Below are 15,223 nucleotides of genomic sequence, written 5' to 3'. Positions count from 1 at the left end.
TCGAGCGGAGTGTGCTGTCAACATACTTTTACGACGAGGGTAAGATTGCCCTCATGGACACCACCGCTCCGACCGGCCTGCGTGAGCTCAAGAAGCAGGAGACCCGCCAACTGATCAGCGACCAGGCGACCCGGCTGTTCATCGCCCAGGGCTTCGAGCAGACCACCATCGCCGAGATCGCGGCCGCCGCCCGGGTCGCGAAGAAGACGGTCACCAACTACTTCGCCCGCAAGGAAGACCTTGCGCTGGATCACCAGCAGGAGTTCGTCGCGTCCCTGGCCGACGCCGTGGCGTCCCGCCGTACCGGCGAATCCGCGCTGACCGCGCTCCGCCGCAATTTCGAGGCGGCCGTGGAAGCTCAGGATCCCGTCGCAGGTTTCGCCGGCCCTGACTTCACCCGCATGATCGCCGACAGCCCCACGCTCACTGTCTGCCTGCGCACTCTCCACGACCAACGCGAGCAAGCCCTGGCCGCGACGCTCGCCGAAACCGTCGGCGAGCGCCCCGACCACATCACCGTCTCCACCGCCGCCGCACTCCTTGGCGCCGTCCACCGGACCCTCTTCCAGCGCATCCAAGCTCTGACCCTCACCGGTCAGTCCAATGACGCCATCGCCGCGACGATCGCCAAGGAAGCCGGCCAGGCCTTCGACCTGCTGGAGCCGGCGCTGGGTAGCTACGCCGTCGCCTGACCGACACCCACCGGGTTGGTGCCGATGACAACATTCGCCCCGATCTCGTCATCGGTGCTGATGCGGACGGTCAGGCCGGCCTGCTCGAGGACGGATCGGGCCAGCGGTGCCTGGTGCTCACTCATCTCGACGAAGAGGTGACCGCCGGGAGCCAGCCATTCGGGTGCTGCGGCGGCAACCCTGCGCAAGGTGGCGAGACCGTCCGGGCCACCGTCCAGGGTGACGTGTGGTTCGTAGAGACGTGCCTCCGGCGGGAGGAGGCGGATCTCGTTCGTCGGCACGTACGGGACGTTCGCGAGCAGGATGTCGACGCGGCCCCGCAGGCCGGCCGGGAGGGCGGAGAAGAGATCGCTCTGGTGGACCGAGCCTCCCAACGGCTCCAGGTTCCGCTGGGCGCACCGGACCGCGGCCAGCTCGATGTCGGCGGCGTACAACTCGACCGAGCGCTCGGCCGCGACCGCGGCAGCGAGGACGCCCGAACCACAGCCCAGGTCCAGTACGACGGCCCCCGGCGCGGTCACCCGCAGCGCCTCCTCGACCAGGAACTCGGTACGGCGGCGCGGAATGAACACCCCGGGATCGACCGCGATCCGCAACCCGCGGAAGGACGCCCAGCCGAGGACGTGTTCCAGCGGAAGACCGGCGATCCGGCGGTCGACCATGACCGCGGCCTCGGCCTCGTCGCGAGCGGTATCGGCGATCAGCGCCGCCTCGTCCTCGGCGAAGACACAGCCGGCCGCACGCAGCCGGTCGACGACGTGGGAAAGCTCAAAGGAAGGAACAGAAGATACAGACACGGAAACCCTTCACGTACGAGGCTCCCGCGGTCAGCGCACGACGCTGACCACTCGAGGCGGGAGCAACCAACCTGCACAATCGGTGATCGGTCCCACCTCCTCAGTCCGTAGTCGAGACCACCTTACCCGACAGGCTGGTCCCACCGGGTGCCGTCGGCATCAAGCTGAACGGCCTCTAGGTCAACCCGGTCGCGCGGACCTCTCGGAGTGACTCGGCGAGGCGTTGCAGGGCTGGGTTCGGGCTGTCGGGGCTCCAGCAGGCGTGCAGCGTGACCGAATGCGCGTCCGCCGCGTCGAGCTCGCGGTAGCGCACGCCTTCCACCCGCATCGCCATGATCGACCGCGGGATCAGGGCGCATCCGAGCCCGGCCCGCACCAGTGCCAGCATCGTCGGGACCTGCGACGCCAGCTGACTCACCGCATACCGATCCATCCCGATCATCGCCGCGCAGATGTCGTGGAGATACTGCGAGCCTTCCGGGCTGTACCCGATGTAGTCGTCGGTCACATCGACCAGCGCGACCGGCGACTCCCCCACCGCCAGCGGATGATCAGCGGGTACGGCGAGCACGAGGTCTTCCGAATGCACCAGGACCGACTCGAACCCGGCTGGGATCGGCGGCCGCACCAATCCGATGTCGATCTCCAGGTTCGCCAGCGCCTCGAACTGCGCCGGGCTGACCAACTCGGTCAGTTCCACGGTCACCGCCGGCGTCCGCTTCCCGACCATGGTGAGGAAGTCGGCCAGTACGGCGTACGCCCCGATCGCGGTGAAGGCGATCCGCAGAGTCCCGGTCTGCCCCTCGGCCGCGCGCCGCGTCGCGTCCGGAGCGACCTCCAGCAGCGCGAGCACCCGCCGCGCGTGTTCCAGGAAGACGTCACCGGCCGCGGTCAGCCGTACTCCCCTGCCGGTGCGGTCGAACAGCCGCACTCCGAGCGTTCGCTCCAGCCCCTGGATCTGGCGGGTCAGCGGCGGCTGCGTCATGTTCAGCCGCTGCGCGGCCCGGCCGTAGTGCAGCTCCGCGGCGACCGCGACGAACCCACGGAGTTGCTGGAGGGACAGATCCATAGGCGGCACCGTACCGATACCCGCACGGTATCGGCCAATGCGAAATCGGGCTTGGACCTGCATAACGGGAAGCGTCTACCGTCAAGCCACCGCCCACCCCGAAGGAGCCGTCACGGTGCTCAGACTCGCTGCCCTGTTCACCCCCGAACGCGCTGACGATGTGGTCGATCCGCAGACCCGCCAACTGCTCGAGGACCGCTTCGACGTCGTCTGGGCAGCACCCGAGCACGCCGCCGGCCCCGGATCGCCCGGCCGCCCGCCGGCCCTCGACCCGGCAGCTGTTCCGAACTTGGTCGCCGGCTCCGACGTCCTGCTGACCAGCTGGGGTACGCCGCACCTCCGTAAGGAACTGTGGGCCGACGGCAACGGTCCGAAGGTGGTCGCGCACGCGGCCGGCTCGGTGAAGAACCTGATCGACCCGGTCATCCTCGACCAGGGTGTCGCCGTCTTCTCCGCCGGACCGCGGATCGCCTGGTCGGTCGGCGAGTACTGCCTGGCCGCCATGCTCACCCTCGCCCGCCGCCTCCCCCGCTTCGACCAGGCGATCCGGCAGGGCGGCTGGAAGCAGGCCGGTTTCCGAGGTCACGAACTGGCCGGTGCCAAGGTCGGCATCATCGGCGCCAGTTCCACTGCCCGCGCGCTGATCAACCTCCTCAAGCCGTTCGGCTGCGACGTCGCCGTCTACGACCCGTACCTCACCCCCGAGCGCGGCGGCCAGCTCGGCGTCCGCAGCACCACCCTGCAAGAAGCGCTGCAGAGCACCTTCGTCACCATCCACGTCCCGAACGTGCCGGAGACCAAGGGCATGATCACCCGCAAGCTGATCGAACAGCTGCCCGACGGCGCGATCGTGGTCAACTCCTCGCGTGGCCCGGCGATCGACCAGCAGGCCCTGCTCGACCACGTCCTCGACGGTCGGTTGTACGCCGCCCTCGACGTCTACGACCCTGAGCCGCCGACCTTCGACGCCACCGTTCTCGAAGCGCCGAACCTCCTGCTCAGTCCGCACATCGCCGGTGACACCGCCGAGGGTCATCTCGCGCTCGCCGGCTACGTGCTGGCCGACGTGCTGAAGTGGCTGGACGACGGCACCCGCGGCCCGAGCTTCGTCGATCCGGCCGTCTGGTCGATCGCGGCCTGAGCTCGGAGAGGACGACGAAATGTCCCGGATCACCCAGGTCGAGGTCTTCCCGGTCGCGGTCCCGTTCGCGCGCCGGTTCGTTCTCGGCAGTGGCGCCGTCGGCGCACCCGGTCAACGACCGGACCAGGCCACCGCCGTCATCTTCGTGAAGCTGACCACCGAGGACGGTGTGGTCGGCTGGGGTGAGCAGCGTGCACTGCCGAGCTGGAGCTACGAGACCGCAGAGACGATGGCCGTGGTGATCAAGCGGCACCTCGCACCGATCCTGTTCGAGCTCACCCCGTTCGACGTCGAGCTCTTCCACCAGCGAGCCGCCAAACGCCTCAGCCCCGCGGTGTCGAACGGCTTTCCGTTCGCCCGCGCCGCCGTGGACGTCGCGATGCACGACGCGGCCGGCAAGCTGGCCGGCGTACCGGTGCACGCGTTGCTCGGCGGCAAGCTGTACGACGAGATCCCGCTGTGCTCGGCGATCGGGGTCGGCGACTCCAGCGCCGTCCGTGAACATGCGCTGCGGTCCTCGGACTATTCGGCGTACAAGGTCAAGATCGGCGGCGACCTGGACGCGGACACCGCGGCGATCGAGACCGTTGCCGAGGTGGCCGCCGGCAAACCGTTGTGGCTCGACGCGAACCAGTCCTACCGGCCGAGCCGGCTGCGACAACTCCGGGACCGGACGGCGGGGATCCGCACGATCCACTGTGTCGAGCAACCGGTGCCGAGCACCGACACGCTCGCGATGCAGCGGCTGCGCGGACTCATCGACCTGCCGATCGCGATCGACGAGGGCAGCTTCTCCGCCCAGGACCTGGCCCGGGCGATCCGGCTGGAAGCCGCCGACCTGGTCGTCATCAAGGTGTGCAAGTCCGGCGGCCTGCGCAACGCCCTGAAAACCGCGCAGACCGCCCTGGCCGGCGGTCTCGAGATCCTGGCCAGCGGCCTCACCGACTGCGGTGTCGCGTTCGCGGCCGCGTTGCACGTGTTCAGCCAGCTCGACCTCGCCTTGCCCGCCGAGCTCAACGGACCGGAGCTGCTCTCCGACCTGTACGTCGAGGGGCTGACCATCACCAAGGCCGTCGCCACGGTCCCGACCACCCCGGGATTGGGCGTCCAGGTCGACGAGGCCCGCATCCGCGCCGAGTCGATCGACCTCGATTACAGCTGAGGAGCAGCCATGCATCTGTGGTCCGTCTTCACCAAACCTTGGTCCGGGCTGCCGGGTGGCGAGCTCGGTCGGCTGGTCGCCGGGCTGGGGTTCACCGGCGCTGAGATCCCGGTTCGCGACTCCGCCTATGTCACGCCGGCCACGGCCGAGGCCGAGCTGCCGAGGTTCACCGAGCAGTTGCGGGCCGAAGGCATCGAACCGATCAGCATCGCGAGCTGTCTGTCCGAGCGCGTCTTCGCCGCGTGCGCGCAAGCCGCCGTACCGATGATCCGGATCATGGCCGAACTCGGCCCGGACGGCTACGCCGCATCGGTACGACGTACTCGCGGACTACTGGAGGAGGCCGCGGTTCTTGCCGCGCAGTACGACGTGCAGGTCGGGATCCAGCCGCATCACGGGCGGTTCGTGCCGTCGACGCTCGGCGTACTGCAACTGCTCGACGGCATGCCCGAGCACTTCAAGCTCGTCTGGGACGCGGCCCACGACGCGCTCGCCGGCGACGATCCAGCGGTCACCCTCGAGCTCGGCGTGGATCGCCTCGGCATCGTCAACCTCAAGAACGCGTACTACGTCCGGACCGACGATGGGTGGAAGACGCATTACGTACAAGGTGACGAAGGGATGTCCGACTGGTCGGCCGTCTTCGCCACACTGCGACGGCTCGGGTGGACCGGGCCGATCTGCCTGACCGGGCAGTACTCCGATCCCGCCGTACGGGTGGAGGACCGACTCGAGAAAGATCTGTGGGCCGCTCGTGTCACATCGTCCGGCTAGGCTCCGTCAGGAGGGTGAAGACAACAACACCACACCTGATGGAGATCCTCCCATGACTGCACGGATGACCAACCCCGCAATGCTGTTGCCTGACGCCACCAAGGGCGTGCAGAACATCTTCAAGGCCGTCCACCAAGGCGGTGTGCCGGCCACGACGCTCGAGCTCGTCCACCTGCGGGCCAGCCAGATCAACGGTTGCGGGCCCTGCGTCTTCGGCGGAGTGAAGTCGGCGGTGAAGAACGGCGAGAGCGAAGAGCGGCTGCACCAGGTCGTCGCGTGGCGCGAGTGTGACCTGTTCACCGACGCGGAGCGGGCCGCGCTCGCGCTGACCGAGGCCGCGACCCGGATCGCGGACCGGCCGGGCGCGGTGACGGACGAGATCTGGGCCGAGGCGGCGAAGCACTTCGAGGAGAAGCAGCTCGCCGCGATCATCCTGATGATCGGGCTGACCAATCTGTTCAACCGGATCAACACCACCACCCGGGAGCCTGCCGGCGCGACCTGGTGAGCGAGTAGCGTCAGGAACGCCGGATGTCGAGACTGACTCCGGCGTTCCGACGTACCCAGGTAACCGGAACCGGAGGCCGTGATGAAGTACATGCTGTTGATCTACGGGAACACCGAGACCTGGGACGCGCTCGGCGCGGAGGGAATGGACGCGGTGTACGGCGCACATCGCGCGCTGTTCGAGGAGATGAAGGCGAACGGTGAGTTCGTCGCCGCCGACGGCCTGACCACGGTGGACGCCCGAGTGGTCCAGGTCAGGGACGGCGTACCAGCGGTGACTGATGGGCCGTTCACCGAGGCGAAAGAGGTGCTGGCCGGGTATTACCTGGTCGATTGCAGCCTGGAGAGGGCGACCGAGTTGGCGGCGAAGCTGCCGGAGGCTCGGTTCTCGCCGATCGAGGTGCGCGCGCTGACCGATCCGATGCCCGCCTAGGCCGATGCCGCTGCTCCAGGGACTTGCCGGCCTCAGCTGGGCGTTGACACCTGAGACCGGCGAGTCACTGACTCAGCCCCTCACTTCGGGCCCTGTGCTCAGTGCGGGTCGGCCGACGCGAGGATGACCCCACCTGAGGCGGGCTGATCACCCATTCCCCGGCCACCCCGGACGAACACGGTGGCGCCCCGCTCCGGCGCTTGCGCGCCCTCGCCGAGTCGCAGCGTGGTGGTCATTCCGTTGCTCAACCGCAGCACCGCCACGCGTCGCGGCTGGACCGACGGGATCGACGAGCTCACCTCGTGGATGCCGGTGCAGACCGCCGGTTGGATCGAAGCCCGACCGAGCCCTGCGTTGCCGTGACTCCTCACATCACGGCACTGCTCGGCGAGCTTTGTCATCGCAGACACACTTCCCCCTTCTTCTCATGGTTACCCCCGAGTGGCGGATGGCGCGACCGCCACGAAGGCAGCGGTCGCACACTCCCCCGTCCTTCCCGCACCCCGGAAACGACGCGGAAGTGATCACGGAAGCCTTGCTGAGCGTGACGACGTTTTCAAGGGATCGTGACAGGAATCCCGCGTACCGGAACCGGTGTCCAGCAGTGGCCCGGGCCGGCGAAACTTTCGGCTCACCGCCCAGCGAATGCTGTGGTCCTAGTTCCCACCGAAAACCACCGTTCTGGAAAAACGTTTGAAATCAGCACATCACCGCGACGCTCGCGGTGAGCGGGGATCGTGCTGAGCACCGTGAACCACACGGTTGAACAGTACGGCGAACACCTCTTCGGCCGGCGTCTCCCCAGATGTGGCCCGGGCCAGAATCCGGGCCCTCGGCAACGACCGGCTGGTGGCCGCGCGGCACTCGGCGCACAGCCGAGCACCATCATGCACTGTGCCGGTCAGCGTGTGGTGCTGGTGCGTTTGATGATGCGGTGCGGGATGATCACCCGGCGGGGTGCGGCGCCGTTGTCGGCCATCCGCTCGGCGAGCAGGTCGAGCGCCGACCGGACGAACTCGCGCCGATCGAAGTCGACCGTCGTCAGCGGCGGGATCATGAACTGGCTCTCGAGAATGTTGTCGAACCCGGCGACCAGCGTCTGCTCCGGCACGCCGACCCCGGCGGTCCACAACGCCGACAGCGTGCCCGACGCGACCGTGTCGGTGAAGCAGAAGAACGCATCAGGCAGTTCATGCTCGGTCAGATACTTCCCGACCACGGTCGCGGCACCCTCCGGCCGCCACCGGTCCAGGTTGATCTCCAGTGCCGGATCGTTCGGTACGCCGGCCTCCTCGAGCGCCTGGCGATAACCCGCGGTCCGCAGCCGGGACGCCGCCGTACCGGGTGCGTCCGTGCTGCTCGCGAGGACGCCGGCGCCACTCGATCCGCGGGGGACTTCCGGCGTACCGACAGCTGCGATCCGGCGGCAGCCCTGTGCCAGCAGGTGTTTCGTCATGTCCCTGGCCGCGGCGACGTTGTCGATCGCGACCTGACTCACCACGTCCTGGTCGACGTCACCGATCAGGACGACAGGCGGCAGCGGGCCGGCGGTCATCACCGCACTGTCGTCCAGGTTCACCGGGTTCAGGATCAGGCCGTCGACCAGGTGCGCACGACCCTTCGACAGCAGCTCGAACTCGCGCTTCGGCTCGGCCGCGGTCTGCTCGATCTGCACACCCCAGCCGCGCTCGTGCGCCAACTCGACGACCAGGTGCGTGATCTCGGCGGAGTACGGCCGGAGCAGGTCAGGCAGCGCGAGCGCGATCATCCCGGACCGGCCGTTGCGCAGCCCGCGGGCGCTCATGTTCGGAACGTAGTCGAGCTCGTTCAGCGCCTGCTCGACCCTGGCTCGCGTCTCCGGACGGACGAAAACGACACCGTTGATGACGTTCGACACCGTCTTCGGAGACACTCCGGCCAGCTTGGCGACGTCTTTGACGGTGGCACGCATGCGGCCATTGTCACACCTGGCGACGTTGTCACGAACTCACCGGCTGGTGAGCGCGCCACCGTTCACGTGCAGCACCTGACCGGTGATGTGCCGGCCGCCGGGTGAGGCGAGGAAGTGGATCGTTTTCGCGATGTCGGCCACCGTACCCTCGCGCTTGGTCATCGTTGCCTCAAGCAACCACGTACGGCGCTCATCGATGAGCTGCCCCCGGAAGAACTCGGTGTCCGCGGTGAACCCGGGTGCGACCACGTTCGAGGTCACACCGCGCGGGCCCAGCTCCGCCGCGACGTCGAGGTTGTACGTGGCGAGCGCGGCCTTCGAGGCGCCGTACGACCCTGGCCCACGGGCGCCGGCGATCGAGCCGAGATGGATCACGGCGGTGGTCAGCCGCGGCCCGAGGGCGGTGGTGGTGAGAACCGCGGAGAGCAGGTTCGCCTCGAGGTTGGCCAGCCAGTTCGCCTTCAGTTGCGCGAGTCCGCCCTGCTCACGACCGAAGTCGGTGTTGCCGCCCGCGTTGTTCACCAGTACGTCGACCTGCTCCGGCAGTTCGTCGAGCAGTCGCTGGACCTGGGCCGGATCGGTTGCGTCGCACACCACTCCCCTGACGCCGAGATCGGCGGCGGTCTTGGCCAGCACGTCCTGGCGCCGGCCGGTGATCACCACCTCGTCGCCGTCCTGGCGGAAGCGCTCGGCGGTCGCCCGCCCGATTCCGGTCGATCCTCCGGTCACCACGATCGTCCGGGTCATCTCACTCCTAACGTTTAGGGCTAAATGTTTAGGTCTAAACGTAGCATGGGACGTATGGCTTCCCAACCTGACGGCTATCCCTTCGACGGCCCGAACCCGTACCCCGCCGCGGAGATCGCCGCGGCCTGGCAGCGGGAGCGGCCCGGGACGCCGACGGACTCGATCGAGATCGTCACTCCCCTGTGGCGACTGGCGAAACTGTTCGCCGACGACCGTCGCCGCGTCCTGTCCGATCTCGGCGTCGATCCAGCCACGCTGGATCTGCTCAGCGTCCTGCGCCGGGCGGGCCGGCCGTACGAACTGACCACGCGCGAGTTGAGCCGCCGTACCCTCGTCACCGCGGGCGCGATCTCGCAGCGGGTCGCCCGGGCCGAGGAGTCCGGCCTGGTCACCCGGCGTACGGCGACCGACGGCAGCCGGGCGGTCCTCGTCACGCTGACGAACGCCGGTCACGACCTGATCGAGCGAACGGTCGACCAGGTGCTCACCCGCGAGGCCGAACTGGTCGCCTCCCTCACGCCGAAGAACCGCGAACTGCTGGCCGGCCAGCTCCAGGACCTCCTCGATCAGGTCGAGCGGATCGCCCGCAAACCTTCGTCGAACGTATAAGCTTTGGAGCGGGCTTGAACGGCAGAGTGCAGGCCAACTTCACACAGGCGGTTCAATGTCACAATTGAAGGATGCCTGCTACCGAATCGACCGGGTACGCCGGTCACACGGCCGCCGACAGCCATGACGTCATCGAGGTGCGGGGAGCCCGCGAGAACAACCTCAGCGGTGTCTCGCTCGACATTCCCAAGCGCCGCCTCACCGTCTTCACCGGAGTCTCCGGCTCCGGCAAGTCGTCCCTCGTCTTCGACACCATCGCCGCCGAGTCCCAGCGGCTGATCAACGAGACCTACACCGCGTTCGTCCAGAACTTCCTGCCCAGCCGCAGCCGTCCGGACGTCGACTCGCTGCGCAACCTGTCCGCCGCGATCATCGTCGACCAGGAACGGATCGGCGCCAACTCCCGCTCCACCGTCGGTACCGCGACCGACGCCCACACGATGTTGCGCATCCTGTTCAGCCGTGCCGGGACGCCGTACGTCGGACCGCCGTCGGCGTTCAGCTTCAACCTGGCCGAGGGGATGTGCCCGGAATGCGAAGGGCTCGGCCGGACCACCGAGTTCGTCCTGGACGAGCTGGTCGACCGCGACAAGAGCCTCAACCAGGGCGCGATCCGGGCTCCCGGGTACGCCGTCGACAGCTGGCCCTGGCAGCTGCTCGCGACCACCGGCCTGTTCGATCCGGACCTGCCGCTGAAGGACTACCCGGCCGAGAGCTGGGAGCGGTTCCTCTACTCCGAGCCCACCAAGATCCGGGTCGGCAAGAGCAACCTGACCTTCGAGGGGCTGGTCTCGAAACTGAAGCGCAGCTTCCTCGGCAAGGACCGCGACTCGATGCAGAGCCACCTGCGGGCGTTCGCCGACCGGGCGATCCGGCAGGCGACCTGCCCGGCGTGCGGCGGGGCCCGGCTGAACGAGGCGGCCAGGTCGGTCACCGTCGACGGCCGCACGATCGCCGAGTGCTCGGCGATGCAGATCAGCGACCTCGCCAAGTTTGTTGCCACCATCAACCATCCGGGAGTCGGGCCGATGATCGAAGGGCTGCGGCAGACGCTGGACTCGATGGTGACGATCGGGCTCGGGTACCTGAGTCTCGATCGCGAGTCGTCGACGTTGTCCGGCGGCGAGGCCCAGCGGGTGAAGCTGGTCCGGCATCTCGGGTCGAGCCTGGCCGATGTCACCTACGTGTTCGACGAGCCGACCGTCGGGCTGCACCCGCACGACATCCAGCGGATGAACGACCTGCTGCTGCAGTTGCGGGACAAGGGCAACACGGTCCTCGTGGTCGAACACAAGCCGGAGACGATCCGGATCGCCGACCACATCGTCGACCTCGGCCCGGGCGCCGGGCTCGCCGGAGGACGGCTCTGCTACGCGGGCGACCTTGACGGCTTGAAGAGGTCGGGCACGTTGACCGGCCGGTACCTGGACCACCGGGTCACTGTGCGAGACGACGTACGGCGTCCGACCGGCAAGCTGTCGATCGAGGGTGCGACGTTGCACAACCTGCGGAACGTCAGCGTCGACATCCCGCTCGGGGTGCTGACCGTGGTCACCGGCGTCGCGGGGTCGGGTAAGAGCTCACTCATCCATGGCTCGCTGGCCGGGCGGGACGGGGTGATCGTCGCCGGGCAGGAGCCGATCCGTGGATCGAAGCGGAGCAATCCGGCGACGTACACCGGTCTGCTCGATCCGATCCGGGCCGAGTTCGCGAAGGCCAATAACGTGAAGCCTGGACTCTTCAGTGCGAACTCGGTGGGTGCCTGCAAGACCTGCAAGGGCATCGGTCTGGTCTACACGGATCTGGCCATGATGGCCGAGGTCGCATCGGTGTGTGAGGACTGCAACGGCGCGCGATTCACACCGGAAGTGCTTGCCTACAAGGTCCGCGGCAAGAACATCAGCGACGTACTGCGGATGACTGTCACCGAAGCGCGGGAGTTCTTCACCCGCGGTCCCGCCCGGAGCGTCCTGGACCGGTTGTCGACCGTCGGCCTCGGCTACATCGGACTCGGGCAGCCTTTGACCACCCTGTCAGGCGGTGAGCGTCAGCGGCTGAAGCTGGCCATCAACATGGGGAAGAGCGGGTCGATCTACATCCTGGACGAGCCGACCACAGGTCTGCATCTGGCCGACGTGGACCAATTGCTGGCGATGCTCGACACTCTGGTCGACGACGGCAACACCGTCATCGTGATCGAGCACCACCAAGCCGTGATGGCCCACGCCGACTGGCTGATCGACGTCGGTCCGGGCGCCGGCCACGACGGCGGGCAGGTCGTCTTCACCGGCACGCCCGCCGACCTGGTCGAGAGCAGCCCGAGCCTGACCGCGGAACACTTACGCCTGTACGTCGCGGGTCAGTAGGTCGGCGGCCAGGGATTCGATCAGCTCCCGCCAGGCATCGAGGTAATCGGCGGCGGGGCCGGTCTGGGCAAGTACCAGGCGGGCTCCGCCGTTGCCGTCCCGGAGGCTCCAGGTGACTTCGCCGTGCGGCCAGGTGTAGGTCAGCCGCTCCGGCTCGACCACGTCGGTGACCGGGCCGGCATCAATGCCTTTGGCAACGAACCCGGCCGGCGGAGGACTCCCTGCGCTCGGGGTCGACGCTCCGGCCAGCGACTGCCAGACCAGCTCCTTCGGCCGGACCAGCTGTCGCTCGAACCGGACACCACCGTCGTCCTGCACCACACCCCGGTCCAGGCCATACACCTTGACGAAGTGCTCATGCAGCGGGGCGTAATCCTTCTGCGGCACCGCCGACCCGCTGAGCAGCCCCTCGAGTGCGTCGAAGCACAAGGCCCAGCCGCTGGTGAAGCTCGCCGCCCCCGGCCGGTCGTCGAACGTCGCGGTCAGATGCAGCGTGCACCCGCCAGCCGCGGGGACCAGCTCCCAGCGGAGCACCTCGTCTCCCCAGGTGTACTCGAGCAACCGCGGTGGATCGTACGCGCGGATCACCCCGGAGCCGTGCTCGTCCACGGGTGCGTCGGGCTCCTCCTCGAAGGTGAACGTGATCGGCCCGTCCAGCCGCAGGTCCACCTCGACCGCGGCCGGGAACCACCCGCGCAACTCCCCCGGCTCGGTGATCGCCCGCCAGACCCGCTCCACCGGATGCCGCAACTCCCGCCGCATCCGCAGTACCGTCCGGCCGTTCTCCGTGCTCAAGGTCTCGGTCATGTCCCCATATATACCGGATGAGGCATATACGATCAACCGGCGAACCGGGCCACGTCCGCCAGCTCGTCCGCCAGCGCCGCGGGCCCCCGCCCGGGCTCAGCACCGGACTCGGCACCTGGCTCGAACAGCTGGTAGGACCGGTCCGCGTGCACCCAGGATCCGATCACCCGCCCGCCCTCGACCACGGCCGGACGCAACATCCCACCGCCGGGATGGATGTGCTTGCGATACTCGTCGGCCAGCGCGTGCCGCCGGTCGACGTACCCGAGCAGGTACGGATCGAACTCCCCCAGCAAGCGCAGGTCGTGGCATCCCGGCAGATCCTCGACCGCCGCGAGCTCCACCCCTTCGACGTCGAAGGACCTGGTCGCAGCTGCCTGCAGTCCCCGGCGCGCGACCGGCACCGACAAGCCTGACCAGGTCGCGAAATCGCGTGCGGTCGCCGGGCCGTAGGCCGACAGATAGCGCCGGGCCAGTTCGTCGACATCACCATCGAGGACCAGCGGCTTCCCCAGCCAGTCGCGGACGGCGACCCAGGTCTCGTCCCTGTCATGGCCGGGCCCGTAACACAACCGCCCGAGCAACCCGGCATGCCGGATGAGCGCGTAGACCTGCTGCCCCTTCACCTCGGCGATGAGCCCCGCTTTCACGAGTACGTCGGCCAGCGCCGCGCGAGGCGTCGGACCATTCGCGAGCAGATGCTCCTCGATCACGTCGGCGGCTTCGGCCCGGATCGGCTCGCTCAGGCCGAGTTCGCCGTACCTGCGCTCGGTGTCCTTGATGAGTTTCGGGCCGAGGAGCCCGAGCAGCGGACCGGCGTGTTCGGTGGCCACGAGTTGGAGCGTGCCGCGCATGAACCAGCCGCGCACGACCGACCGTTCCACCTCCTGAGCGTGCGACACGTCGGCGAAGGTGGTCGCGGTGGAGCGGGCCCGGACGGCGTACGCGGCACCGCGCCAGGTCTGGGCCTGCAGGCCCCCCGTCCGGCGCACGACGTCGGCCACCCCTCCGGGGCCGGCCTCGTCCACCGGACGTGCCAAGCAATTGGCCTGCATCCGGGCTGCCAGCAGCCAGTCCACAGACCTACGCACCACCCCAGCATGACACCACAAACCGACAATCCCCGCAGCCCCCGGCCCCCATCGCATTTGATGGGTGGACCCATGAAGTTGGGGGTTTGCCACCCTGATTCCGGGTGGCAAACCCCCAATTCGGTGGGTCAGCCAGGCAAATGGGAGTTGTCAGTCGAGGGCGGGACTGACGAGGTTCGCGTAGGCGGCCTGGCCGGTCACGTTCGGGTGGTACGACTCGCTGACCGGGTTCGAGAGGCCGTTGATCCACTCGGGGCTGCCGCAGACCGCGTGGCCGATGAACTGCGACGTCGGGTTGACGAAACCGAAGCCGGCCGCGCCGGCCGAGGCCGCGATCTTCGAGTTGAGCAGGTCGGCGGTCTGGTTCAGCCGGGTCATCTCGGTCGGGCTGAACCAGGTGCCGGCGTTGCAGTCGGTGCCGTTGAACAGGCGCGGATAGCCGACCACGACGACGCGGGCGGACGGCGACTTGCTCTTGATCGACCCGTACAGGCCGTTCAGCCGGCTGGGCAGCGTGTTGTTGATGATCGACTGGGCGTTGTTGACCGCACCGGTGCAGTCGCCGAGCCAGGACGGCTTGGCGCACTCGGTGATCACCGACGAGAACCCGGCATCGTTGCCACCCACCTGGACGGTGACGAGCTCGATACCACTGTTCAGCGCGCTGAGCTGGTTGTTGGTGACGTCGGCGACGCGGGCGCCCGAGCAGGCGACGAAGGACAGGTTGGCGCCGAGCCGGGTCGCGTCGATATAGGGGTAGGCCTTCGTCGAGCGCTGGCACGAGCCGCTGCTCGAGATGTAGCTGCGGGTTCCCACACCCGAGGCGTAGGAGTCGCCGAGGGCGACGTAGTCGGGTGCCGCGGCGTAGGCGACGCCGGGACTGACGAGGATCGCGGCGCCGAGGGCCGCGGCGGAGATGAGGCCGGTGAGGGACTTCATGGGCGGACCGCCTTTGCGGGTACGAGGGGTGGCGACTGAAGTACTCAACGTCACGATCTCGGACTCGCGAGTAACACACAAGGGCCAAGTAAGAAATTGACGGCGGATTCCTGGTGTCGGTAGCGGCGTACCGGCTAG

The 15,223-nt window shown here is 68.2% G+C and carries 16 protein-coding genes; 8 read left to right on the top strand and 8 right to left on the bottom strand.

Going from position 1 to position 15,223, the window contains the following annotated elements; translation table 11 throughout:
* The first annotated feature begins 53 nt into the window (after nt 1–53).
* Nucleotides 54–692 (top strand): TetR family transcriptional regulator, encoded by a 639-nt coding sequence (locus AB0F43_RS24745; protein WP_360481209.1) that lies wholly within the window; start codon nt 54–56, stop codon nt 690–692.
* On the opposite strand, the gene AB0F43_RS24740 is transcribed toward AB0F43_RS24745, so the two are convergent.
* Together AB0F43_RS24740 and AB0F43_RS24735 are read right to left on the bottom strand one after the other, a co-directional pair.
* Nucleotides 677–1,489, bottom strand: a complete 813-nt coding sequence (locus AB0F43_RS24740) for a putative protein N(5)-glutamine methyltransferase (RefSeq protein WP_360481206.1) — start codon at nt 1,487–1,489, stop codon at nt 677–679. The genes AB0F43_RS24745 and AB0F43_RS24740 overlap by 16 nt on opposite strands.
* 175 nt (nt 1,490–1,664) lie before the next feature.
* Complete coding sequence (locus AB0F43_RS24735; protein WP_360481203.1) at nt 1,665–2,558, bottom strand: LysR substrate-binding domain-containing protein; 894 nt, start codon at nt 2,556–2,558, stop codon at nt 1,665–1,667.
* A 115-nt stretch (nt 2,559–2,673) separates the two neighbouring features.
* Between AB0F43_RS24735 and AB0F43_RS24730 the strand changes: the two genes are divergently transcribed.
* The 5 genes from AB0F43_RS24730 to AB0F43_RS24710 all read left to right on the top strand — a co-directional run bounded on the left by AB0F43_RS24730 (nt 2,674) and on the right by AB0F43_RS24710 (nt 6,575).
* Nucleotides 2,674–3,699, top strand: coding sequence for a hydroxyacid dehydrogenase (locus AB0F43_RS24730; RefSeq protein ID WP_360481200.1), 1,026 nt, complete (start codon nt 2,674–2,676; stop codon nt 3,697–3,699).
* A 19-nt stretch (nt 3,700–3,718) separates the two neighbouring features.
* A complete protein-coding gene (locus AB0F43_RS24725) occupies nt 3,719–4,861 on the top strand; it encodes an enolase C-terminal domain-like protein (protein ID WP_360481197.1) in 1,143 nt (380 codons plus the stop codon).
* Nucleotides 4,862–4,870: 9 nt separating this feature from the next.
* Complete coding sequence (locus AB0F43_RS24720) at nt 4,871–5,635, top strand: sugar phosphate isomerase/epimerase family protein (protein WP_360481194.1); 765 nt, start codon at nt 4,871–4,873, stop codon at nt 5,633–5,635.
* A gap of 52 nt (nt 5,636–5,687) precedes the next feature.
* Nucleotides 5,688–6,143 (top strand): carboxymuconolactone decarboxylase family protein, encoded by a 456-nt coding sequence (locus tag AB0F43_RS24715; RefSeq protein ID WP_360481191.1) that lies wholly within the window; start codon nt 5,688–5,690, stop codon nt 6,141–6,143.
* An 81-nt stretch (nt 6,144–6,224) separates the two neighbouring features.
* Complete coding sequence (locus tag AB0F43_RS24710; protein WP_360481189.1) at nt 6,225–6,575, top strand: YciI family protein; 351 nt, start codon at nt 6,225–6,227, stop codon at nt 6,573–6,575.
* Between the two features lie 98 nt (nt 6,576–6,673).
* Here the strand turns inward: AB0F43_RS24710 and AB0F43_RS24705 are convergent, their stop codons facing one another.
* The 3 genes from AB0F43_RS24705 to AB0F43_RS24695 form a co-directional block, all read right to left on the bottom strand.
* Complete coding sequence (locus AB0F43_RS24705) at nt 6,674–6,985, bottom strand: hypothetical protein (RefSeq protein WP_360481186.1); 312 nt, start codon at nt 6,983–6,985, stop codon at nt 6,674–6,676.
* 491 nt (nt 6,986–7,476) lie between these two features.
* Nucleotides 7,477–8,526: a LacI family DNA-binding transcriptional regulator gene (locus AB0F43_RS24700; protein ID WP_360481183.1), complete on the bottom strand. Its 1,050-nt coding sequence runs from the start codon at nt 8,524–8,526 to the stop codon at nt 7,477–7,479.
* 36 nt (nt 8,527–8,562) lie between these two features.
* A complete protein-coding gene (locus AB0F43_RS24695) occupies nt 8,563–9,273 on the bottom strand; it encodes an SDR family oxidoreductase (protein ID WP_360481180.1) in 711 nt (236 codons plus the stop codon).
* Between the two features lie 54 nt (nt 9,274–9,327).
* Here AB0F43_RS24695 and AB0F43_RS24690 point away from each other — a divergent pair, with 54 nt between their 5' ends.
* Together AB0F43_RS24690 and AB0F43_RS24685 are read left to right on the top strand one after the other, a co-directional pair.
* Entirely contained in the window at nt 9,328–9,882 is a 555-nt protein-coding gene (locus AB0F43_RS24690; RefSeq protein WP_360481177.1) for a MarR family transcriptional regulator, read from the top strand.
* A 71-nt stretch (nt 9,883–9,953) separates the two neighbouring features.
* Entirely contained in the window at nt 9,954–12,248 is a 2,295-nt protein-coding gene (locus AB0F43_RS24685) for an excinuclease ABC subunit UvrA (RefSeq protein WP_360481175.1), read from the top strand.
* On the opposite strand, the gene AB0F43_RS24680 is transcribed toward AB0F43_RS24685, so the two are convergent.
* The 3 genes from AB0F43_RS24680 to AB0F43_RS24670 all read right to left on the bottom strand — a co-directional run bounded on the left by AB0F43_RS24680 (nt 12,222) and on the right by AB0F43_RS24670 (nt 15,085).
* Nucleotides 12,222–13,055, bottom strand: coding sequence for an SRPBCC family protein (locus tag AB0F43_RS24680; RefSeq protein WP_360481172.1), 834 nt, complete (start codon nt 13,053–13,055; stop codon nt 12,222–12,224). The genes AB0F43_RS24685 and AB0F43_RS24680 overlap by 27 nt on opposite strands.
* A gap of 32 nt (nt 13,056–13,087) precedes the next feature.
* Nucleotides 13,088–14,146: a winged helix DNA-binding domain-containing protein gene (locus tag AB0F43_RS24675; protein ID WP_360481169.1), complete on the bottom strand. Its 1,059-nt coding sequence runs from the start codon at nt 14,144–14,146 to the stop codon at nt 13,088–13,090.
* A gap of 150 nt (nt 14,147–14,296) precedes the next feature.
* Complete coding sequence (locus tag AB0F43_RS24670) at nt 14,297–15,085, bottom strand: SGNH/GDSL hydrolase family protein (protein ID WP_360481167.1); 789 nt, start codon at nt 15,083–15,085, stop codon at nt 14,297–14,299.
* Nucleotides 15,086–15,223: the final 138 nt, after the last annotated feature.

Origin of the sequence: Kribbella sp. NPDC023972, assembly GCF_040639075.1 — a bacterium.
Lineage (GTDB): Bacteria > Actinomycetota > Actinomycetes > Propionibacteriales > Kribbellaceae > Kribbella.
Note: the sequence above shows the minus strand (reverse complement) of the source record. Positions and strands in the feature narration are given on the sequence as shown.

Bases quoted from the DNA above. Each gene is read 5' to 3' on its own strand.
- AB0F43_RS24700 (WP_360481183.1), bottom strand. From the start codon at position 8,526: ATGCGTGCCACCGTCAAAGACGTCGCCAAGCTGGCCGGAGTGTCTCCG.
- AB0F43_RS24685 (WP_360481175.1), top strand. From the start codon at position 9,954: ATGCCTGCTACCGAATCGACCGGGTACGCCGGTCACACGGCCGCCGAC.
- AB0F43_RS24715 (WP_360481191.1), top strand. From the start codon at position 5,688: ATGACTGCACGGATGACCAACCCCGCAATGCTGTTGCCTGACGCCACC.
- AB0F43_RS24710 (WP_360481189.1), top strand. From the start codon at position 6,225: ATGAAGTACATGCTGTTGATCTACGGGAACACCGAGACCTGGGACGCG.
- AB0F43_RS24735 (WP_360481203.1), bottom strand. From the start codon at position 2,558: ATGGATCTGTCCCTCCAGCAACTCCGTGGGTTCGTCGCGGTCGCCGCG.
- AB0F43_RS24690 (WP_360481177.1), top strand. From the start codon at position 9,328: ATGGCTTCCCAACCTGACGGCTATCCCTTCGACGGCCCGAACCCGTAC.
- AB0F43_RS24725 (WP_360481197.1), top strand. From the start codon at position 3,719: ATGTCCCGGATCACCCAGGTCGAGGTCTTCCCGGTCGCGGTCCCGTTC.
- AB0F43_RS24680 (WP_360481172.1), bottom strand. From the start codon at position 13,055: ATGACCGAGACCTTGAGCACGGAGAACGGCCGGACGGTACTGCGGATG.
- AB0F43_RS24695 (WP_360481180.1), bottom strand. From the start codon at position 9,273: ATGACCCGGACGATCGTGGTGACCGGAGGATCGACCGGAATCGGGCGG.
- AB0F43_RS24720 (WP_360481194.1), top strand. From the start codon at position 4,871: ATGCATCTGTGGTCCGTCTTCACCAAACCTTGGTCCGGGCTGCCGGGT.
- AB0F43_RS24745 (WP_360481209.1), top strand. From the start codon at position 54: ATGGACACCACCGCTCCGACCGGCCTGCGTGAGCTCAAGAAGCAGGAG.
- AB0F43_RS24670 (WP_360481167.1), bottom strand. From the start codon at position 15,085: ATGAAGTCCCTCACCGGCCTCATCTCCGCCGCGGCCCTCGGCGCCGCG.